Origin of the sequence: Comamonas koreensis (assembly GCF_021026195.1) — a bacterium.
GTDB lineage: Bacteria > Pseudomonadota > Gammaproteobacteria > Burkholderiales > Burkholderiaceae_C > Comamonas > Comamonas koreensis.
The window spans coordinates 526,286-546,213 of the sequence record NZ_JAJNCT010000005.1; the positions used below are offsets into that span (position 1 = coordinate 526,286).

Below are 19,928 nucleotides of genomic sequence, written 5' to 3' on the forward strand. Positions count from 1 at the left end.
GAGCCATGGCCACGCGTCCCAAACTCTCCATCCCCCACTACGCCGAGCTGTGGTGCCTGAGCAATTTCAGCTTTCTGCGCGGCGCCAGCCACCCGCATGAGCTGGTCGAGCGCGCCCACGCCCAGGGCTACCGCGCGCTGGCCCTGACCGATGAATGCTCGCTCGCCGGCATCGTGCGCGCCCATGTCGCAGCGCGTGACTGCGGGCTGCCGCTGATCGTCGGCGCGCAGTTCGAGGTGCAGCCCAGCGATGCGGCCGCCCCCCCCTTCACCCTGGTGGCACTGGCCTGCAACCTGCATGGCTATGGCAACCTCTGCGCCCTCATCACCCAGCTGCGGCGCAAATCGCCCAAGGGCAGCTATGCGCTGGCGCAATCGGCCATCCACCCGCGCGCGCTGCAAGACTGCCTGCTGCTGCTCGCCCCCAGCCGCCAGGCCAGCCCGGCGCAGATCCAGGCCCAGGCCGCCTGGCTACAGCAGCACTTTGCCGGCCGCTGCTGGCTGGCCGTGCAGCTGGACCGCAGCCTGGGCGACGAGGCGTGGCTGGCGCAGATGCGCGCAGCGGGCAGCAGCAGCGGCGCGCCGCTGGTAGCCGCCGGCAATGTGCACATGCATGTGCGCTCGCGCAAGCCCATGCAGGATGTGCTGACCGCCATCCGCCTGCGCACACCGCTGACCGACTGCGGCTACGCGCTGCAGCCCAATGCCGAGCAGCACCTGCGCAGCCGGCTGCGGCTGGCGCAGATGTACCCGCCCGACCTGCTGGAGGCTAGCTTGGGCATCGCAGCGCGTTGCCAGTTCTCGTTGTCCGAGCTGCGCTACCAGTATCCCGATGAGGTGGTGCCGCCCCAGCTCACACCAGCGGCCTACCTGCGCCAGCTCAGCTACGAAGGGGCAGCCCGCCGCTGGCCGCAAGGCACGCCACCGAAGGTGCAGGCCACCCTGGAGAAAGAACTGGCCCTCATCTCCGAGCTGCAGTACGAGCACTACTTTCTGACCGTCTACGACATCGTGCGCTTTGCCCGCAGCAAGGACATCCTCTGCCAGGGCCGGGGCTCGGCCGCCAACTCGGCGGTCTGCTTTTGCCTGCAGATCACCGAGGTTGATCCGGACAATACCCGGCTGCTGTTCGAGCGCTTCATCAGCAAGGAGCGCAACGAGCCGCCTGATATCGATGTGGACTTTGAGCATGCCCGGCGCGAAGAGGTCATCCAGTACCTGTACAAGAAATACGGCCTGCACCGCGCCGGCCTCACCGCCGTGGTCATCCGCTACCGGCGCAAATCCGCGATCCGCGATGTGGCCAAGGCGCTGGGCTTTGCACTGCCCAGCATCGATCTGCTGGCACGCGACCATTCGCGCTGGGACGACGAGCTGCTGCGGGCCGAAGCGCTGGCGCAGTGCGGCCTGCAGGCGGGCGACCTGGCCGTGCGCCAGCTGCAGGAGTTGGTCGAGACCCTGCGCGATTTTCCGCGCCACCTGTCCCAGCATGTGGGCGGCTTTGTGCTCACACGCGGACCGCTCTCGCGCATCGTGCCGATCGAGCGCGCCAGCATGGAGAACCGCACCGTCATCCAGTGGGACAAGGACGACCTCGATGCCGTCGGCCTGCTCAAGGTCGATGTGCTGGCACTGGGCATGCTCACCGCGCTGCAAAAAATGCTGCGCCTGGTGGGCGCACGCCAGGGCCGCAGCTTTGCGCTGGGCGATATCCCGCACGACGACAAACCCACCTACGACATGATCTGCGCGGCCGACACCATCGGCGTCTTCCAGATCGAGAGCCGCGCCCAGATGAGCATGCTGCCGCGCCTGCGGCCGCGAAAGTTCTACGACCTGGTGATCGAAGTCGCGCTGGTGCGGCCTGGCCCCATCCAGGGCGGCATGGTCCACCCCTATCTGCGCCGCCGCCAGGGGCTGGAAGCAATCCAGTACGAAAGCGAGCTGCTGCGCCCGGCACTGGAGCGCACCCTGGGCGTGCCCATCTTCCAGGAGCAGGTGATGCAGATCGCCATCGATGCGGCCGGCTTCAGCGCCGGCGAGGCCGACCAGCTGCGCCGCTCGATGGCCGCCTGGCGCCGCACCGGCAACCTGCAAAAGTACTACGACAAGATCATCAACGGCATGACCGGCAATGGCTATTCGCAGGCCTTTGCCGAATCGATCTTTCAGCAGATCCAGGGCTTTTCGGAATACGGTTTTCCTGAGAGCCATGCCGCCAGTTTTGCGATCCTGGTGTACTTCAGCGCCTGGATCAAATGCCACTACCCGGCCGAGTTTCTGGTGGCCATGATCAACAGCCAGCCGCTGGGCTTTTACAGCAACAGCCAACTGATCCAGGATGCCAAGCGCCATGGCGTGCAGGTGCTGCCCGTCGATGTGATGCACAGCGACATGGACTGCAGCACCGAGCCGTCCAGCGGCCCCCACCCCGCCGTGCGCCTGGGCCTGCGCCTGGTCAAGCAGCTGCAGCAGGCGCAAGTCGAGCGCCTGCTGCAGGCCCGCAGCGCCGCCCCCTTTGACAGTGCCCAGGACCTGGCCCGCCGCGCCCAGCTGGACGCCCCGGCGATGAAGTACCTGGCCGCCGCCGATGCCCTGGCCAGCCTCGAAGGCCACCGCCGCAACCAGCTCTGGCATGCCTCCGCGCCGCTGCACCACAGCCGCCTGCTGCGCACAGCCCCCATCGACGAGGACGAGCTGCAACTGCCCGCCGCCAGCGAGCAGGAAGACATCCACTGGGACTATGCCGCGCTGGGCCTGAGCCTGCGCCGCCACCCCATGGCCTTGCTGCGCGAACGCCTGCAGCGCCACCGCTTCCAAACCCAGGCAGAGCTGCGCGAAGCCCGCGACGGCAGCTGGGTGCGCGCCTGCGGCATCGTCACCCTGCGCCAGCAACCACCCACTGCCAAGGGCGTCGTCTTTATCACCCTGGAGGACGAAACCGGCAACCTGCAAGTCATCTGCTGGCCCCACCTGCGCAGCGCCCAGCGCGATGCCCTGCTGCACGCCCAGTTCCTGGCCGTGCAAGGCCGCTGGCAGCGCAGCGGCGAAGTGGGCAACCTGATCGCGCACCAGCTGCGGGATGTGTCGGATTGGTTTGACAGCCTGCGGATTCGGAGCAGGGATTTTCGGTGAGGGGGTGTGGCTCGGTCGCATGAAACCCTGCTCGGACATCCAGACCTGAATGCGGTGACGGAAATGAGAACCCATGGCAGAACACAAGGGGTATGCTGCCGAAATCCCGCAAGTCTTCAGCTAGAACGCCTCCTATGGTGCTCTGCCAGATGCCTTACAGCAGCTTCAATCGCAACCAACCAACGGGCACCATTTTGAAAATTCAATGCCGCTGTGGTGCTCTTATTGTGGACAGCACAGACTGCTTAGCCCACAAAGCACATTTAACGCCTGACCAGTGTCGGTTTGGCGTGTTGGATGCAATGGATGAGCAAGTCATCAACCCGCTTTCCAATGGCGAATTGAGCAAGGACGATGCCTCTATGCGCGCCCGGAACATCATCGAGGCAGCCACACGAACGATGTGGCAGTGTCGGTCTTGCGGAAGCTTGTTCATCGACGCACAAGATAGCTCACTGCAATGCTTCACGCCCGAAAATGCAAACAACCGCAAAGACATTCTTGCTTCGTAAAAGAGCCTGTAGCATGCACGAGCACATCGCTGCTGCACATGGTTATCGCCATTGATTCAGTCGCACAAGGCAGACGGCTGCCACTACAAGATTCGCAAGCTCCTATGTTTTCCTTTCTCAGCAAATTCCTTCATCGCCCGGTCGATGAAGAGAAGTTCGGCAACATCGTCTTGAAGGAACTGAAGCGCGCTCGGCCCTCAGACACTTTTACGTTGGATAGAGAGAAATTCCTGATTCAGTACGGCGGAGGCGGACGCATCTTCCTGCACAACGTTTATATCGATTACCGCCGCGCCGAGCCGAAATTGCGCAAGGCGCAAATAGATATCCTCGTCCAAGGTGTCATCGCGCCCAGTGTTCAGGACATGCGCTTTGAAGACGCCAAAGCCCATCTCTTGCCAGTGCTGAGAAATCTCTCAGGCATCGATTTGCTGCGCATTGAAGGGGGCGACGTTAAGCCGATGTCAGAAGCCATGGAGTTTCGCCCTCTGACCGACGAGCTGGGCATCGGCGTGGCAATCGATACGGAACTGACTATCGTTCAGGTGGGCTCGGATGCCTTGACGCGTTGGGGTAAGACTTTTGACGAACTGCTTCAGGTAGCGATCGACAACCTGCGCCACAAGGCAGCACCGTCTTTCTATCAGCTCGGTCCTGGATTTTTTGCCTCCAACTACGGAGATCACCACGACGCTGCGCGAATGCTGATCCAGGAACTCATCTGGCAATTACCGGTGGGGGGCCGTCCTGTGGTGATGGTGCCCAACCGGACTTGTTTACTCGTCGGCAGTGCAGAAAATACGGAGGCATTGAGTATCCTGATTGACCAGGCGCGCGCGATCTTGCTGGAAAACTCCAGACCCTTGTCTGCCGAGATGCTGGAACTGGTTGATGGGAGCTGGAGGCCTTGGTGCCCGCCAGGGGAGGTGGGCCAGAAGTTGCGCAGGCTCCAACGTGAGCTTCTCGTGGGCGACTATGCGCAACAGAAGCAGGGACTGGACTCCATGCTTGAGAAAGCTGGACGCGATGTGTTTGTGGCGACACACAGCCTGGTAGAAAGAAAGGAAGACAGCCAGTTGATCAGCTACGCGGTTCTGGCCAAAGGTGTCTACACATGGTTGCCCAAAGCAGACCTGGTATGCCTGCTCGAAGGGGAAGATGCGGATACGCTCTTCGTATCGATGGGAGACTTTCTAGACTGCGCTGGCTCTGGCGTCAAGCGGCTGCCCTACGTGCTGCCCCGGTACGAGGTTCAAGAGTTTCCAGACGCGAATTGCATGGCGCAATTGCGAGAGCGCGCTACCAGCATTGCAGAAGTCAAGGCCTGAAAAGCCCTGCTCCCCTCAAGCAAGCACTGCCAAGCCCGCCCATCATCAGATTTTCATCAATGCAGGCTAGCCGTGGGCCGCATGATGATCTCGCTGGTATCCACATCCGCCGGCTGCGAGATCGCAAAATGGATGGCCCGTGCGATCACCGATGCGCTGATCGCCACCTTGCGAAACTCCTTCATCTCTTCGCGGCCAGCGGCATCCGTGATGGTTTCCGCCAACTCCGATTCCGTCACACCGGGGCTGATCGTGGTCACGCGGATGTCGCTGCTTTCCTGCCGCAGCCCTTCCGAGATGGCCCAGACCGCGTACTTGGTGGCGCAGTAGACGGCAGCGGTTGGCGACACCGCATGCGCGCCGATGGAGGCGATGTTCACGACATGCCCAAAGCCCTGCTGGCGCATGGTGGGCAACACCGCCGCAATGCCGTGCAGCACACCGCGAATGTTTACATCGATCATCCAGTCCCACTCCTCCACCCGCAATGCGGCAAGCGGTGACAAGGGCATCACGCCGGCGTTGTTGATGATGGCGTCGATGCGCCCATAGCGACTCAGCGCATGGTCCGCAAAGGCCTGCAGCTGCGCACGCTGGGTGACATCCAGCGCCAGCGCTTCGGCCACACCGCCCGCGTTCTGGATATCGGCCACGATCTGGCCCAGTTTGTCGACCCGGCGGGCGCCGAGAACGACGGTGGCGCCGTGCGCGGCCAGCAGCTTGGCAGTGGCCTCACCGATACCGCTGCTGGCACCGGTGATCAAAATGACTTTGTCGAGCAAGTTTTTCATCGAGAACTTTCTGCAATGGCGTTGGAAAGTTCAAACTGTAGGCAGCTTGGCTTGATCAGAGAAGTGCACCAATGCTGCACAATTTGGTTAGACTTTCTAACCAATGAAAGACGAACTCCACCTGCTCCACTGCTTTTTGGCGGTGGCCAAAGCACAAAACTTCCGTGCTGCCGCCGACCAGTTGGGCGTGACACGCTCTGCCGTCAGCCAGGCCATGCGCAAGCTGGAGGACCAATTGGGCATCGCCCTGGTCCACCGCACCACCCGCCATGTGCGCCTGACCGAAGCCGGCCAAACGCTGCACCAGCAAATCAGCGGCCCCTTGGCTGCCGTGCAGGTGGCGCTTGAAGAAGTATCCGAAGAAGGCCCCGCGCGCGGGCTGCTGCGCGTGGCGGTCACCTCCATCGCCGAGCGCTTTCTGTCCGGCCCCTTGATCAGCGCCTTTGCCGCCGCCCACCCGCATATCACCTTGGATGTCACCGTCACCGATGACGAATCCGACATCATTGCCGGCGGCTTCGATGCCGGCCTGCGCCTCGGTGAAGTCATCGAGCAGGACATGATCGCCATCCCGCTGACAGGGCCGCAACGGCAGGTGGTTGTCGCCACCCCTGCCTACCTGTCCGCACAGGGAACGCCCCAGCACCCGAATGACCTGTTGGGCCACCGCTGCATCGGCTGGCGCGCCGAGCTGGAGCTCGCCCCCTACCGCTGGGAATTCCAGGAAAACGGGCGCGACTTCAGCCTCGCGGTCGCCCCCCGTGTCACCACCAATGACATGCTGCTGATGGTGCGCACCGCGCTGGCCGATGGCGGCATCACCATCGGAATGGAAGAGACCTTTGCGCCCTACCTGAAACGCGGAGAGCTGGTCTCGGTGCTGGACCGCTACCTGCCCTACTTTCCTGGCTTTTACCTCTACTACCCCAACCGCAGAAACCAGCCGCGCAAGCTGCGGGCCTTGGTGGAGCATGTGAAAGGCTGGGTGCCAGTGCCTGGGTCTTTGCCCGGGTCTACGGCAATTTGAGCGGGGAAGACGAATCAGCAACTTGTGGAAACGCGTAATACACCGATGAAGTCACCACACCACAGGCGTTTGATCTGGGCCTGGTGCATGACCGTCCAGACGCATGGCGTGCCCATGTGATGCTTGGGATGGGAAGAGATCTGTTCCTGCACCTTTCGATCCGCAAATCCTAGCCACGATAAATATTGAGAAATAATTTCCTATGCAAGAGACTTATTCCCGGTTTTCATCGGTCGACAGTGTAGATGCTCCATGCGCATTTATCGTTCTCTGTACTGAGCCAGGTGCGCATTCGATACGGCTTTGTTTTTCAAATATCGTCGGCGCCGCGTCTCGGGACTTGGTCATCCGCTTTGACAGCGTCATAGCATGCATGTCTCATACCAAATATGCGCACCCATGGGAGACCTATCCCATAACGGAAATTCCTCAACTGGGAGGGGATTGGGGCAATGCCGCTTATCCCCTCCTGGAGGTAAAGGACTCGCTGTGGCTAGACGCATTCAGCGCAACCCAGTTAGTGGGATTAGACCGGGGCACCGTGCGCCATTTTCGCTTTGTGAGCCTGGATAACATCGTTGATGTTTTGGTATACGGGCAATGCGTATTAACCACCGAATGGGTTGACACAAGCAGCAGCGTTGCTGGCGCTTGAGCTATCCAAGACATGACTCACTTGTGCCCCGACTGATGTTTCTGCCATCAGAACAAAAGACCCATCGGAAACCTCACCCTGCCGCCCCCTCACACCCGCAACGCCACCGCTGCATCCTTGAAGACCGGCATCTGCACCGCAGCAGTGCTACGTCCTGCGGGCAACTGCAGCGCTTCGCGTATCGACGCGCCTTGCGCCAGGGCATTGGCTTCGCTGGACCAGGCGAGGATGGCGTCCAGCGATGGCGCACCGGTTCGCAGGCTCACAGGGCTGCGCGTGAAATGGCCGGACCCCGGCTCGGTTTCGTTGAGCTGAAGGTCCAACAATGGCTCCGGGGAAGCGGCGGTGCCGTGGGGCGAGAGCAGCAGCAGCGGGGGCTTGCCCGGGATATCGGTGGGCAGCGTGAGCGGGCCGCCGATATGGGTGTAGACGGGGTCCGCGATGCGCACGATGCGATCGGCATCCACATAGCAGCCGCCTTCAGTATCGCCAATGAGCGCATCCATGGGCCAACTGTCCCAGAGCGAGGAGACCAAGCGCAAATAGTCGGCAGCGCGGGCGGGAGAGGCCGCATCCTCGGGCCGAAACCAGCCGGCGGTGGGCGCATCTGCGTGCAAGGCCAGGCCGATACGCGGGCCATGCAGGGCGCAAGCGCCCCAGCGATGCCGCTGCGATAATCGCTCGCCATGACCATCGCGCTCACCACCGTGCTCATCTACGCCAAAGACATGCAACGCACGGCGCGCTTTTATGTCGAGCATTTCGGCTATGCGTCTGACTGCAAGGTGGTCGATGGCCTGATCAGCCTCCAGCCCCTGCACGGCGGCGCGGAGATCCTGATCCACCAGGCTGCCAAGAGCCTGAAGTTTGGCTCTGCAGTGCTCAAGCTCAGCTTTAGCGTGGCAGACGTTGAGCAGTTTGTGGCCCAGGCCGCCGCCAGGGGGCTGGCATTTGGCACGGTGCACCAGGCCCATGGCTATGCCTTCGCCAACACCAAGGACCCGGATGGCAACTCCATCAGCGTGTCGAGCCGCCAGTACCGGACCATTTGAGTACAAGCGACCGGCATCGTGACCGGCAAGCTGCGCTATTCCAGGCCAAGGGTTTGGCTAGAATCCCCCCTCTTTGTCCGCGAGCAGCACAGCGGGCCACAACCCGGCAAAGGATGGAGATGCGCTATCTGGTGGTAGGCACAAGTGGTGCAGGCAAATCAACCCTCGCCCAGGCGCTGGCAGGCCTGACGGCGTCCCGCTATATCGAGCTGGACGCGCTGTACTGGGGGCCGGACTGGCAGGCCGTGCCGACGGAGCAATTCCGGCAACGGGTGGCGCTGGCCACGCAAGGCGAGCGCTGGGTGGCCGATGGCAACTACAGCGATGTGCGCGACATCCTCTGGCCGCAAGCCAGCCATGTCGCGTGGCTCAACTACAGCCGCTTCACGGTTTTCTCGCGCCTGCTCTGGCGCACGCTCCGGCACAGCATCACGCGCCAGCGCCTGTCGCACGGCAACCGGGAGTCGCTGGCGATGGCCTTGTTCTCCAAGGATTCGATCCTGCTGTGGGCCTGGACCACCTATGCCAACAACCAGCGCAAGTTTGCAGCGCTGCGCAATGATGCGCAGTTTGCGCATCTGCAGTGGCTGGAGATCCGTAAACCTTCGGAAGCAGCGGAGATGCTCCAGGCCATCGCGGCATCGCCACAGCGCTGACGCAGCACCGCACCGCCTTACTGCAACCCCAGGAACTTGAAAGGCGCCGAAGGCTGGAAAGCCCCCGTTGCATCGCCGGCAAACGCATGGTTCTGGTTAGGTCCCAGATCCAGCTTCAGCACCTTGCCGGTGTCGTGGCTGAAATTCAGTGCCTTCAGGTCCACCCAGAAGGTATTGGGTGTCAGGGCCGATTCAAAGAAGTAGAGCTTGCGCTTGTGGTCGAAGACCGTGCGCCAGCGCGTCGATGAGATATTGGGCTGGTCGGGGGTCGTGATGCCATAGGGCACGGAGACATTGCGGATCACGCTGAACACGCTGGCCAGCGCCTTGTTGGGCTCCTGGTCCTGCGGCACGGCATTGACGTAGAAGGAGGCACGCGCAAAGCGGTCGGCAGCGCGGTTGGTGCCCGGCAGCATGACGGTGCCGCCAATCTGCTTCCAGTAGCTGTTCAGCGCCAGCTGTTCGTCAAAGGTGGGCGAGTTGGTCATCACCTGGTAGCTGCGGCTGTGGTGGATGACCTGGCGGCCGCCGATGTACTCGACGATGGCGCTGTCGCCACTGGCGTCGGACATCGACAGGTGCAAGGTGGTGAGCCGGTCTTCGCCGGGTACGTTGTCCGAGACGATGGTGAAAGGCTGCTGCTCCAGCGCCTTGACGGCCTCGGCCACGGTCGCAAAGTTGTCGAGCACATACTGCGCCCAGGCAGCAATCGTCAGGCCGGGCTTGCTCTTGTCATCAAACGGGGGGTACTGCGACTCGGCCAGCCACAGCAGGTTGGCGCTCAGCCCTGCTTCGTTGACGCCATCGGTGGTCGAGACGTCGTAGCCCGAGGTCACCAGGCTGCCGTAGCGCGAGGTCCAGCGCAGCGAGTTGGGCCCTGCCTGGCCCGTGCGTTCCATGCCGCGTGGCAAGACCCAGAGGTTGCTGGTGATGTCGTTTTTCCAGTCCATCGAGCGCGCGGTGATGACCTGGTCATTCGCACCCAGGTAGACCACCCGGGTGCAGGCGATGGCGCTGCTGATGCTGCTGAGGCCCAGCACGCCCGCCAACATGGCCGCAGCCAGCTTGCGCGCAGTCGGCCGATTCATCTTGTTCGTCATGGGTCTCTTCCTCTCGTCGGTTGGTTTGGCTTTTTAGGACAAGCCAGCAGGCCGCGCCTACCGCATCGGGCAGGAGCGACCCTGCTGCTGGTTTACTGCGCGCTGGCCTTCCAGGTTCCGTTGGGCTGCTTGCAGAACCAGAACTGCCATTCCTCCTTGAGCTTGCCGGTGGGGCGGCTGGCTTCCACATTCAGCAGGCGGCAGGTATTGGCCTTCTGGGTCTGGCTGGTTTGCAGCGGGGTCAGCGCCATCTGCACCTGGCGCGAGCGCGGGCCGTGGCTGCTGGTCCATTGTGTGGTGCTCTTGTCGGCGGCGTTGTTCAGCACATCGCCCACAGCCTTGCGCAGCGCAGGCACATCCTTGGCGGGCACGCTGGCCGTGATGGTCTGGTTGAGAAACGACAGGGGCGCGGCAGAAGAGGCAAAGGCCAGGCCACCCAGAACGGTGGCCAGCACCAGGGCGGGCAGATGACGAGCAGCAGGCTTTTTCATGGTGACATATCCTCTCATTGCATTTTTGGTGCGAACAGCAGCAAAGCTGCAGGCCTGCCATGCAGACAGGCACAGCGTGCTTCACCCGGGCTCGCGTTATCAGCAACATGATCATATTCCATATAGTCTGATCCACCCACCATATGAAACTGACGATGCCCTTGCGCAACGCCACCACGCACCTAGCAGGACCCCGCCATGCCCCGCGAAAACATCAATGACTTGTTGGCCTTTGTCGCTGTCGCGCGGGAAGGCAGCTTTACCAAGGCGGCCGCGCAACTGGGCGTGTCTCAGTCGGCGCTGAGCCACACCATCCGGGGCCTGGAGGCCCGCATGGGCGTGCGCCTGCTCAGCCGCACCACGCGCAGCGTCTCACCCACCGAGGCGGGTACCTATCTGCTGGCCCGCATTGGCCCGGGCTTTGACGAGATTGAATCGGGCGTTGCTGCGCTCAGCGATTTTCGGGACACGCCGCGCGGCAATGTCCGCATCACCACGGCCGAGCATGCGGCCAACACCGTGCTCTGGCCCAAGCTCGCGCCGGTGATGCAGCGCTACCCGGATATCTCCATCGAGATCAATGTCGACTATGGCCTGGGCGACATCGTCGCGCAGCGCTTTGACATGGGCATACGCCTGGGCGACCAGGTCGCCAAGAACATGATTGCGGTGCGCATCGGGCCCGACTGGCGCATGGCGATTGTGGCGACGCCCGATTACCTGGCGCGCATGCCCGCCCCCCAGACACCGCAGGACCTGGCCGCCCACCAGTGCATCACCATGCGCCTGCCCACCCATGGCGGGCTGATGGCCTGGGAGCTGGAGAAAGACGGCGCTGCCGTGCAGGTGCGCGTGCAAGGGCAATGGGTGTTCAACGGCAGCCGCGCCATGCTGCGCGCTGCGCTGGCGGGTTTTGGCCTGACCTATGTGCCCGAAGACATGGCCGCGCCCCATCTTGCGCAGGGTGAGCTGGTACGGGTGCTGGATGACTGGTGCCAGCCCTTCAGCGGCTACCACCTGTACTACCCGCACCGGCGTGGCATGTCGCCTGCGATGCGCGTGGTAGTCGATGCCTTGCGCCACACGGAGCTGCCCGCCATGCCCGCAGTGTTGTAGAAGTGAGCAAATGCAAGAAATTCGACGCAAATGATAATCATTTTCATATAGAATGGCTTTTTTCAGGCGCCAGCAATAACAAAACCATGCCATAAGGGCCTGCTGCAAACCTCGTTCTGAGGGTTCAGCAGCCGACCCCTCAGCCTGCATCATCCGCATGCAGCACAGGTCAGTAGCCAGCAGTCTTTCCTTCCCTTCTTGCTTTAACTGGCTGGACCCTATGGCTACTCGCACCTTTTCCCAGGCGCAGCGTATCTCTGCGCGCGCCACATCCCCTTTCCAACCCCGTTATCTGGCCGCAGCCGTGGCTGCGCTGGTATCTGCCGGCGCCCTGGCGCAGCAGGCTGCGCCGGATCAGGCGGTGCAACTGGCACAGGCGGAATCGACGATGCCGCAAGTGACGGTGCAGGCCAAGGCAGAAAAGGCCCCCGGCACGATCACCGTGATCTCCGGCGAGGAGCTGGAAAAAGCCAACAGCATGGCGGACATCTCGCGCTACCAGCCCCTGGTGTCGGCCCCCGGCACCGCATCGGGCACCAGCCGCAACCGCAGCAGCTTTGACCGCTCGGGCACCACGGGCTACAACATTCGCGGTATCGAAGGCAACCGCATCGGCATGGATGTGGACGGCATTGAAATGCCCGACGCCAGCACCCGCCCCTATGTGAGCCGCGCCGGCAACAACACCTTTGGCATTGGCCGCGACTTTATCGACCCCGAGATGTTCTCCTCGGTCGGTATCCAGTCGGGTACCACCACGGCCCGGCGTGCAGCCGGTGGCATTGGCGGCGCCGTCAGCTTCAAGACCAAGTCGGCCAGCGACTTTCTGCGCAATGGCAACACCAGCTACTTTGGTGGCAAGCTCGGCTTTGATTCCGCCGACCACTCCTGGAACGAAAGCATCACCGCAGCGGGCAAATCCGGCAGCCTCGATGGCCTGATCGCCTTCTCGCGCCGCGATGGCAAGGAAACCCAGAACAACAGCGCCCTGGGCATCAAGGCATCGCCGGAAGACTGGCATTCCAACGCGCTGCTGATGAAGGGCGGCCTGCAGATCGATGCCGAGAACCGCCTGGAGCTGTCTGCCGACCTGTACCGCCGCAGCAACCAGAGCCAGTTCTATGGCTGGAGCACCGACAACAGCGCCATCACGCAAAACAATATGCAGGACAGTAACACCAGCCGCAACACGCTGCAGCTGTCGCACCTGTGGACGCCTACCGACGCCTTTGTGGACCAGCTGGACACGCGCCTGTTCTTCCAGAACACCGATACCAAGGACGTGACCGACACCACCACCTTGGCGAGCGGCGCCGTCGCGCGCAACCTGTCGCAGAACAAGACCAAGGCCTGGGGCCTCTCGACCACCGGCGACAAGCGCATTGATCGCCACCGCCTGAGCTTTGGCTTCAACGCACAGACGCAAAGCCAGGAACGCCCCTGGGACGTGGCCGGCTACATGAAGCCACAGCCCGACACCGACACCCTGCGCCTGGGCGCCTTCATCCAGGATGACATTGGTTTTGACGTGGGCGGCAAGCGCCTGGGCGTGATCCCCGCGCTGCGCGTTGACCGGGTCAAGGTGGAACCCAAGCACCTGGGCGATTTTGCCGAAGGCGCTTTGACCGAAGACGCCGCCTCCAAGCTGTACAGCAACCTCAGCAGCACCATCTGGAGCCCGAGCCTGGGCCTGACCTATGCGCTGACGCCCCAATTCATCGCCTACGGCCAGTACAAGCGCAGTGGCCGTGCTCCGACCGCTGGCGAAGTGTTCGGCTCCTGGAACATGGACCAGAACTACGCCGGCTCTGCCCAGTACGCGCTGATCGGCAACAGCAACCTCAAGCAAGAGACCAGCAACGCCTTTGAGATCGGCGTCAAGGGATCGCCCGCCGACGGCGTGCTGTTCAATGCCTCGACCTTCTACACGCGCTACAAGGATTTCATCGGCTATACCCGCTACACCCGCGCCAGCGCGCCTGGCAAGTTCGGCAACGTACCCGCACACATCGGCACCATCTACCAGGCCGAGAACCGCGACGAGGCCACGATTTACGGTTTGGAAATGAGCGCCCGCCTGGACCACGGCCAGTGGGCACCCGCCGTGAAGGGCCTGTACTCGACCTGGGCGCTGGGCCTGTCGCATGGCACCTCCAAGTCCAACTATGCGGGTGACAAGGATGTGCCGCTGGATACCATCCAGCCGCGCAAGGCCGTCATCGGCGTGGGCTATGACGCACCGATGCGCGCCTGGGGCGTGAACATGACCGGCACCTTTGTGGCCGGCAAGCAGGCCCAGGCCACCAACCGCGAGAGCTACACCAACGCCGGCACCGACATTGCCGACTCCAGCATCGAGCAGTTCCGCGTGCCCGGCTATGCGCTGTTCGACCTGTCGGGCTACTGGCAGATCAACAAGAACGCCCGCCTCAACATCGGCATCTACAACCTGACGGACAAGCGCTACTGGGATTACGCCAGCAGCCGCAGCCTGCAGCCCTCCGTCGCCAAGGACCAGCGCGACATCCAGCTGCTGACCAACCCAGGCCGCACCTACGCCGTTTCGTTGGACGTCAATTTCTAAGTTTTTCTCTCACCACGAAAGGACCCCAGCATGAACCGCTTTTCCGCCGCCATGACCGCAATCGCAGCCGCCGCGCTGCTGACGGCCTGCGCCAGCAACGACAGCAAGACCGCAGCCCCCGCCGCTGCTGCCAAGACCGAGGCCAAGGGCCCGGCCACCCCCGTGGGCGGCCACGGCCACAATGCCTTCATGGGCGGCTATGACGCCAACCGCGACGGCGTTGTCACCCGCGAGGAATACGACACCCTGCGCAAGCAGCGCTTCGTCGCCGCCGACACCAACAAGGATGGCTGGCTGAGCGAGGACGAATACGTGGCCGAGTTTGAAGGCCGCCTCAAGGCCCAATACGCCGCCGCAGGCAAGAAGCCCGACCAGCAATACGAAGGCAGCATCAAGCAGGCCCATGTGCGCTTCCACATCCTCGACACCAACAAGGATGGCAAGCTGAGCATCGAAGAGGAAATCGACATCGCCAACAAGACCTTCAAGAACGCCGACCGCAACGGCGACGGCGTGGTCAACGCAGCCGACATGGCAGGCCAGTAAGCCATGCAAGCGCGTCATTTGTTTGCTGCGCTTGCTGCGACGTTCAGCCTGAACGTCGCCCAGGCCCACATGCCCTTTCTGCTGCCCAGCGTGTTTGATGTGCAGCCCAAGTCCACCATCAGTGTGGATGCGGGCTTTGCAGAAAAACTCTTCCTGTCCGAAGTCCAATTTGGCGAAACGCCCTTCAGCGTCACCACGCCCTCGGGTACCACGCTGCCTTTTGGCGATGTGCACCAGTTCAAGACCCGCACGGTGGCGGAGCAAAAACTGCCCGGCGAGAAAGGCACCTACCGCCTCTCCAGCGGCCCGCGCCTGGGCGCCATCTTCCGCAGCTGGGAAGTGAATGGCAAAACCACCGTCGTGCGCGACCCCAAGGCCGTCATGCCCGAAGGTGGCGTGATGAAGCTGCACTACCAGTCGCTGTCGGTCTCCGATGCCTATGTCACCGCTGCTGCGCCCACCCCCATCAAGCCCTATGGCAAGGGGCTGGAGATCGTGCCCAGCACGCACCCCAGCGATGTGTTCGCCGCAGAGAAATTCAACTTTGCGGTGCACTTTGATGGCAAGCCGCTGGCAGACCAGAAGGTCAGCATCTACCGCTCGCCGATGGACCTGCAAGGCCAGAACAGCGTGGATGAGCTCAGCACAGATGCGCAGGGCGACATCAGCTGGACCCCAAGCAAACCGGGCATCTACATGGCCCTGGTACGCCACCGCGCCCCAGCCCCTGAAGGCGCTGCCGCGCCGACCTATGGCTACAACTACACGCTGACCTTCAGGGTACTGGCGCAGTAGTCTTGCTCAGGGCTGCGGCACGCGCAGGGCTTGCTCCATCCCGAGCAAGCTCCCCGCAGGGCCACGGCACGCCTTCCATCACCATCACCAGCTGGCATCCGCCCTCCCCGGCGGGCGCTGCGGCGCGAACACCTCGACCAGGTGGTCCACCAGGGCCTTGGTCTTGGCGGGCAGATGGGCCCCGCCATGGAACTGCACATAGATATCAGCAGGCGGCAGCCGCCATTCCGGCAGCACCGGCAGGAGCTGGCCCGCGCGCAGCAGGGGGCCCACCTCCCACGCGGAGCGCATCAAGATGCCGTGCCCTGCCATCGCCCAGGCCGTGGCCGACTCTCCATCGTTGGCACTCAGCGGCCCCCGCACCTTCACGGTTTCTGTCTGCGCGCCATTGCGCAGATGCCAGGTGCCAAAGGCCTCATCGCCCTCGCGGATGAAGAGGCAGGCGTGGCGCGTCAGCTCCTGCGGTGAGGATGGCGTGCCCATCGCCTGCAGATAGCGCGGCGAGGCGCACAACACACGGCGGTTGCGAGCCAGCACCCGCGCCGTCCAGCGGGAATCCGGCATATCGCCCATCCGCACCACCAGGTCAAAACGGTCCTCCAGCAGGTCGGCAGGCCGGTCACTCAGCTGCAGCTGCACCTCCACCTCTGGAAAACGCTGTGCAAACGTTCCCAGCGCTGGCGCAATATGCCGGCGGCCAAAGCCGAAGGTGGCATTGACCCGCAACAGGCCCTGCGGCACGGCGGCCGCCCCGCCAATGGCGCGCTCCAGCGAACCCAAATCGGAGAGCAGACGCGCGCCCTCCACCAAGTAGCGCTCGCCCTCAGGCGTCAGGCTCATGCGGCGGGTGGTTCTTTGCATCAGCCGGGCACCGAGTCGCGCTTCCAGTGCCGCAAGGCGCTTGCTGACGGCCGGACCGGTGACGCCCAGCTGCTGCGCCGCACTGCGCATGCTGCCCTCTTTGCTGAGCAGCGCAAAAAAGGCGATGTCAGAAAATCCATCCATTCGTAACTCCAGCGACCGAAAGTCGTGCTTTGCCGCGCATTGTATATTTCCGCCTCAGCTGTGAGACTCAGAGCCATCGCGTACACAGAGCACCCCACATGCACCGCACCCTATACCGCAAGCTGGTCGACGCCCATACCGTCGCCCAGCTCGACGCGCAGAACGTCTTGCTGTTCTGCGATCTGCACTTGATGAACGAGTACACCAGCCCCCAGGCCTTTGCCGGCCTGGATGAGCAAGACCGCCAGGTGCTGATGCCGGGCCAGAACCTGGCCGTGGTCAGCCATGTGATTCCGACCGACCCGGGCGTTGTCCGCGTCATTCGCGATGCCGCGCCTGCGCTGCAGGCCAGCAACCTGCGCAAAAACTGCGACCAGCATGGCATTCCCCTGTTCGATACCCAGGATGCGCTGCAAGGCATTGAGCATGTGGTGGCGCCTGAGCACGGCATGGTGCGGCCCGGCATGGTGGTCATTTGCGGCGATTCGCACACGACCACCTACGGTGCGCTCGGCGCGCTGGGGTTTGGCATCGGCACCTCGGAGGTCGAGCATGTGCTGGCCACGCAGACCTTGGTGTACCGGCTGGCCAAGGACATGCGCATCCAGGTCGATGGCCTGCTGCCGCTGGGCACCACCGCCAAGGACCTGATCCTCATGGTCATCGGCCATATCGGCGCCCAGGGTGCCCGGGGCCATGTCATCGAGTTCTGCGGTACGGCATTCGACGCCATGTCGATCGAAGCCCGCTTTACCGTGTGCAACATGGCCGTCGAGGCAGGCGCCCGTGGCGCGTTGATCGCGCCCGACCAGAAAGCCGCAGACTATGTACTGGCGCGCTCTGCAGATCTCAGCGGCCCCATTCAGCAGGCTGCCCTGCAGCATTGGGCCAGCCTGCGCAGCGATGCAGGTGCGGTGTTTGATGTGGAGCACCGTTTTGACGCCAGCGCCGTCCCCCCGCATGTGACCTGGGGCACCAGCCCGGACCAGGTAGCGCCCATTGGTGGCGCGGTTCCCGATCCCGAGACACAGGCCGCTGGCCCCCTGCGCCGCAGTACCGAGCAGGCACTGCGCTACACCGGGCTTGCCGCAGGCACGCCGTTGGAGGGCATCGCCATCCAGCATGTCTTCATCGGCTCCTGCACCAACGCCCGCATTGAAGACCTGCGGGCCGTGGCCGAGGTGGTGCGCGGGCGCCAGGTGGCCCAAGGGGTTCGTGCCATGGTGGTGCCGGGCTCCGGCGCGGTCAAACAACAGGCGGAGGCGGAAGGCATTGCCCGCCTGCTGCTGGATGCCGGCTTTGAATGGCGGGAGCCGGGCTGCTCCATGTGCCTGGCGATGAACGGCGACATCCTGGCCGACGGTGTGCGCTGCGCCTCCACCACCAATCGCAATTTCGAGGGGCGCCAGGGACGCGGCGCCATCACCCACCTGATGAGCCCTGCGATGGCGGCCGCCGCCGCCATCACCGGCACCATTATCGACGTTCGACGTCTGGAGACCCAGCATGCGTGAGCAACACATCCTGAGCGGCAAGATGGCCGCTCTGGCCATCGAGAACCTGGACACCGACCAGATCATGCCCAAGCAGTTTCTGCACGGCATCGACAAGGCCGGGCTGGACAAGGGCCTGCTGTACGACCTGCGCTTCGATAGCACAGGCCACCCACGCCCAGGCTTTGTGCTGAACCGGCCCGAGCGCGCCGATGTGGAAATCCTGGTGGCCGGCGCCAATTTTGGCTGCGGCTCCAGCCGAGAGCACGCCGTCTGGGGCCTGCAGCAGTACGGCATCCAGGCCATCATCGCGCCCAGCTTTGGAGAAATCTTCTACTCCAACGCGATGAACAACCAGTTGCTGCTGGTCATGCTCCCCGAGGCAGACATCGCCCAGCTCATGGCCGATGCCGACCGCCTGGAGACCTCGCATGTCCATATCGACCTGCAGACACTCCGGGTCAAGAGCCAGAGCGTGGACGCCGCCTTCAGCCTGTTGGAACGCCACCACCGCATGCAGCTGGAGCGCAGAGACCTCATCGGCATGTCGCTGACGTACCAGGCGGAGATCATGCATTTTGCGCAGCGCCACTGGGAGGCCTATCCTTGGCTCAAAGACGTGGCCCTGCGCACCCGGCAACAATTGGGGGCGACGCCACGCGCCCAGCAACCGGCCAGCTTTGGAGGAAAAGCCTGATGTTCGAGCGTTTTGACACCCGCGATGTAGCCGTCAATGGCACCGTGATCCGTTGCCGCGTCGGGGGCAGCGGCCCCGCGCTGCTGCTGCTGCACGGCCACCCGCAGAGCCATGTGATGTGGCACCGCGTGGCCCCGACCTTGGCCGAGAAATTCAGCGTCGTCTGCGCCGATCTGCGCGGCTATGGCGACTCGGCCCGCCCCGGGGCCAGCCCGCACCATGCCGCCTACAGCAAGCGCACGATGGCCCAGGACATGGCCGATCTGATGACCAGCCTGGGCCACCAGCAGTTCCGCCTCGCCGCCCATGACCGGGGCGCGCGTGTGGCCCACCGGCTGCTGCTGGACCACCCGGACCGGGTGCAGCGCGCGATGCTGCTCGATATCGCACCGACATTGGCGATGTACGAGCAAACGACGGAAGCCTTCGCCAAAGCCTACTGGCACTGGTTCTTCCTTATCCAGCCCGCACCGCTGCCAGAGCGGCTGATCGACGCCGACCCTGCTGCCTACATCCGCGATGTGATGGGACGCCGCCATGCGGGCCTGGCCGCCTTCGCGCCGGAGGCACTGCAAGAGTACCTGCGCTGCATTGCCATCCCAGGCACCGCCACCGCCATCTGCGAGGACTACCGCGCATCCGCCGGCATCGACCTGGAGCACGACCGTGCCGACCGGGCGAAGAGCCACAAGATAACGGTCCCGCTGCGCGTGCTATGGGGCGCAGAAGGCGCCGTGGGGCGCTGCTTCCCGGTGCTGGACCTGTGGCGCGAGGCGGCTACCGACGTCAGCGGCAAGGCGCTGGACTGTGGTCACTACATTGCCGAAGAGCAGCCGGCCAAATTGCTGGAGGAGATGGGGGAGTTTTTTGCCATCTGATGGGCAGGATGGCGGTGGACATCGCATGGCCCGCTGAGGGTATCAGCGGGCCTTCTTAGTTTTGGCTA

18 protein-coding genes are annotated in these 19,928 nt (G+C 63.4%); 13 read left to right on the forward strand and 5 right to left on the reverse strand.

The window, feature by feature from the left end; all coding sequences use genetic code 11:
* The first annotated feature begins 5 nt into the window (after positions 1–5).
* The 3 genes from LPW39_RS04640 to LPW39_RS04650 all read left to right on the forward strand — a co-directional run bounded on the left by LPW39_RS04640 (position 6) and on the right by LPW39_RS04650 (position 4,974).
* Entirely contained in the window at positions 6–3,134 is a 3,129-nt protein-coding gene (locus LPW39_RS04640; protein ID WP_230771710.1) for an error-prone DNA polymerase, read from the forward strand.
* A 92-nt stretch (positions 3,135–3,226) separates the two neighbouring features.
* Positions 3,227–3,646, forward strand: coding sequence for a hypothetical protein (locus LPW39_RS04645; protein ID WP_230771712.1), 420 nt, complete (start codon positions 3,227–3,229; stop codon positions 3,644–3,646).
* A gap of 104 nt (positions 3,647–3,750) precedes the next feature.
* On the forward strand, positions 3,751–4,974 hold the full coding sequence (locus LPW39_RS04650) for a hypothetical protein (RefSeq protein WP_230771714.1): 1,224 nt from the start codon (positions 3,751–3,753) through the stop codon (positions 4,972–4,974).
* A 56-nt stretch (positions 4,975–5,030) separates the two neighbouring features.
* On the opposite strand, the gene LPW39_RS04655 is transcribed toward LPW39_RS04650, so the two are convergent.
* Positions 5,031–5,765, reverse strand: a complete 735-nt coding sequence (locus tag LPW39_RS04655) for an SDR family oxidoreductase (protein ID WP_230771716.1) — start codon at positions 5,763–5,765, stop codon at positions 5,031–5,033.
* Positions 5,766–5,868: 103 nt separating this feature from the next.
* Between LPW39_RS04655 and LPW39_RS04660 the strand changes: the two genes are divergently transcribed.
* Complete coding sequence (locus LPW39_RS04660; protein ID WP_230771718.1) at positions 5,869–6,792, forward strand: LysR family transcriptional regulator; 924 nt, start codon at positions 5,869–5,871, stop codon at positions 6,790–6,792.
* A 744-nt stretch (positions 6,793–7,536) separates the two neighbouring features.
* Here the strand turns inward: LPW39_RS04660 and LPW39_RS04665 are convergent.
* The gene (locus LPW39_RS04665; protein ID WP_230771720.1) at positions 7,537–8,064 is read right to left on the reverse strand and encodes a hypothetical protein; all 528 of its coding nucleotides are present in this window, start codon (positions 8,062–8,064) and stop codon (positions 7,537–7,539) included.
* A gap of 69 nt (positions 8,065–8,133) precedes the next feature.
* On the opposite strand from LPW39_RS04665, the gene LPW39_RS04670 reads away from it, so the two are divergent.
* Positions 8,134–8,499 carry a VOC family protein gene (locus LPW39_RS04670; protein WP_230771722.1) on the forward strand — a complete coding sequence of 122 codons (366 nt, stop codon included), beginning with the start codon at positions 8,134–8,136 and terminating at the stop codon, positions 8,497–8,499.
* A 119-nt stretch (positions 8,500–8,618) separates the two neighbouring features.
* Entirely contained in the window at positions 8,619–9,155 is a 537-nt protein-coding gene (locus tag LPW39_RS04675; RefSeq protein ID WP_230771724.1) for an ATP-binding cassette domain-containing protein, read from the forward strand.
* Between the two features lie 17 nt (positions 9,156–9,172).
* On the opposite strand, the gene LPW39_RS04680 is transcribed toward LPW39_RS04675, so the two are convergent.
* Together LPW39_RS04680 and LPW39_RS04685 are read right to left on the reverse strand one after the other, a co-directional pair.
* Positions 9,173–10,207, reverse strand: a complete 1,035-nt coding sequence (locus tag LPW39_RS04680; RefSeq protein ID WP_230772884.1) for a linear amide C-N hydrolase — start codon at positions 10,205–10,207, stop codon at positions 9,173–9,175.
* A gap of 140 nt (positions 10,208–10,347) precedes the next feature.
* Positions 10,348–10,746, reverse strand: a complete 399-nt coding sequence (locus LPW39_RS04685; protein WP_230771726.1) for a hypothetical protein — start codon at positions 10,744–10,746, stop codon at positions 10,348–10,350.
* A 198-nt stretch (positions 10,747–10,944) separates the two neighbouring features.
* Between LPW39_RS04685 and LPW39_RS04690 the strand changes: the two genes are divergently transcribed.
* The 4 genes from LPW39_RS04690 (at position 10,945) to LPW39_RS04705 (ending at position 15,787) form a co-directional block, all read left to right on the forward strand.
* Positions 10,945–11,862, forward strand: a complete 918-nt coding sequence (locus LPW39_RS04690; protein WP_230771728.1) for a LysR family transcriptional regulator — start codon at positions 10,945–10,947, stop codon at positions 11,860–11,862.
* Positions 11,863–12,082: 220 nt separating this feature from the next.
* Complete coding sequence (locus tag LPW39_RS04695; RefSeq protein WP_230771730.1) at positions 12,083–14,446, forward strand: TonB-dependent hemoglobin/transferrin/lactoferrin family receptor; 2,364 nt, start codon at positions 12,083–12,085, stop codon at positions 14,444–14,446.
* Positions 14,447–14,476: 30 nt separating this feature from the next.
* Positions 14,477–14,992 carry an EF-hand domain-containing protein gene (locus LPW39_RS04700; RefSeq protein WP_230771732.1) on the forward strand — a complete coding sequence of 172 codons (516 nt, stop codon included), beginning with the start codon at positions 14,477–14,479 and terminating at the stop codon, positions 14,990–14,992.
* A gap of 3 nt (positions 14,993–14,995) precedes the next feature.
* Positions 14,996–15,787: a DUF4198 domain-containing protein gene (locus LPW39_RS04705; protein ID WP_230771734.1), complete on the forward strand. Its 792-nt coding sequence runs from the start codon at positions 14,996–14,998 to the stop codon at positions 15,785–15,787.
* Between the two features lie 84 nt (positions 15,788–15,871).
* Here the strand turns inward: LPW39_RS04705 and LPW39_RS04710 are convergent, their stop codons facing one another.
* A complete protein-coding gene (locus LPW39_RS04710; protein WP_230771736.1) occupies positions 15,872–16,792 on the reverse strand; it encodes a LysR family transcriptional regulator in 921 nt (306 codons plus the stop codon).
* Positions 16,793–16,890: 98 nt separating this feature from the next.
* On the opposite strand from LPW39_RS04710, the gene leuC reads away from it, so the two are divergent.
* Genes leuC through LPW39_RS04725 form a run of 3 tightly spaced genes read left to right on the forward strand, consistent with a single transcriptional unit; the run spans position 16,891 to position 19,860 of the window.
* Positions 16,891–18,306, forward strand: coding sequence for a 3-isopropylmalate dehydratase large subunit (leuC, locus tag LPW39_RS04715; RefSeq protein ID WP_230771737.1), 1,416 nt, complete (start codon positions 16,891–16,893; stop codon positions 18,304–18,306).
* The gene (gene leuD, locus LPW39_RS04720) at positions 18,299–18,982 is read left to right on the forward strand and encodes a 3-isopropylmalate dehydratase small subunit (protein ID WP_230771739.1); all 684 of its coding nucleotides are present in this window, start codon (positions 18,299–18,301) and stop codon (positions 18,980–18,982) included. Before leuC ends, leuD begins: the two co-directional genes overlap by 8 nt.
* A complete protein-coding gene (locus LPW39_RS04725; RefSeq protein WP_230771741.1) occupies positions 18,982–19,860 on the forward strand; it encodes an alpha/beta fold hydrolase in 879 nt (292 codons plus the stop codon). The genes leuD and LPW39_RS04725 overlap by 1 nt, the downstream gene beginning before the upstream one ends.
* Positions 19,861–19,928 lie beyond the last annotated feature (68 nt).

Excerpts from the sequence above, each read along its gene's own strand:
- LPW39_RS04640 (WP_230771710.1), top strand. The coding sequence starts at position 6 with ATGGCCACGCGTCCCAAACTCTCCATCCCCCACTACGCCGAGCTGTGG.
- LPW39_RS04645 (WP_230771712.1), top strand. The coding sequence starts at position 3,227 with ATGCTGCCGAAATCCCGCAAGTCTTCAGCTAGAACGCCTCCTATGGTG.
- LPW39_RS04650 (WP_230771714.1), top strand. The coding sequence starts at position 3,751 with ATGTTTTCCTTTCTCAGCAAATTCCTTCATCGCCCGGTCGATGAAGAG.
- LPW39_RS04655 (WP_230771716.1), bottom strand. The coding sequence starts at position 5,765 with ATGAAAAACTTGCTCGACAAAGTCATTTTGATCACCGGTGCCAGCAGC.
- LPW39_RS04660 (WP_230771718.1), top strand. The coding sequence starts at position 5,869 with ATGAAAGACGAACTCCACCTGCTCCACTGCTTTTTGGCGGTGGCCAAA.
- LPW39_RS04670 (WP_230771722.1), top strand. The coding sequence starts at position 8,134 with ATGACCATCGCGCTCACCACCGTGCTCATCTACGCCAAAGACATGCAA.
- LPW39_RS04675 (WP_230771724.1), top strand. The coding sequence starts at position 8,619 with ATGCGCTATCTGGTGGTAGGCACAAGTGGTGCAGGCAAATCAACCCTC.
- LPW39_RS04680 (WP_230772884.1), bottom strand. The coding sequence starts at position 10,207 with ATGTTGGCGGGCGTGCTGGGCCTCAGCAGCATCAGCAGCGCCATCGCC.
- LPW39_RS04685 (WP_230771726.1), bottom strand. The coding sequence starts at position 10,746 with ATGAAAAAGCCTGCTGCTCGTCATCTGCCCGCCCTGGTGCTGGCCACC.
- LPW39_RS04690 (WP_230771728.1), top strand. The coding sequence starts at position 10,945 with ATGCCCCGCGAAAACATCAATGACTTGTTGGCCTTTGTCGCTGTCGCG.
- LPW39_RS04695 (WP_230771730.1), top strand. The coding sequence starts at position 12,083 with ATGGCTACTCGCACCTTTTCCCAGGCGCAGCGTATCTCTGCGCGCGCC.
- LPW39_RS04700 (WP_230771732.1), top strand. The coding sequence starts at position 14,477 with ATGAACCGCTTTTCCGCCGCCATGACCGCAATCGCAGCCGCCGCGCTG.
- LPW39_RS04705 (WP_230771734.1), top strand. The coding sequence starts at position 14,996 with ATGCAAGCGCGTCATTTGTTTGCTGCGCTTGCTGCGACGTTCAGCCTG.
- LPW39_RS04710 (WP_230771736.1), bottom strand. The coding sequence starts at position 16,792 with ATGGATGGATTTTCTGACATCGCCTTTTTTGCGCTGCTCAGCAAAGAG.
- leuC (WP_230771737.1), top strand. The coding sequence starts at position 16,891 with ATGCACCGCACCCTATACCGCAAGCTGGTCGACGCCCATACCGTCGCC.
- leuD (WP_230771739.1), top strand. The coding sequence starts at position 18,299 with ATGCGTGAGCAACACATCCTGAGCGGCAAGATGGCCGCTCTGGCCATC.
- LPW39_RS04725 (WP_230771741.1), top strand. The coding sequence starts at position 18,982 with ATGTTCGAGCGTTTTGACACCCGCGATGTAGCCGTCAATGGCACCGTG.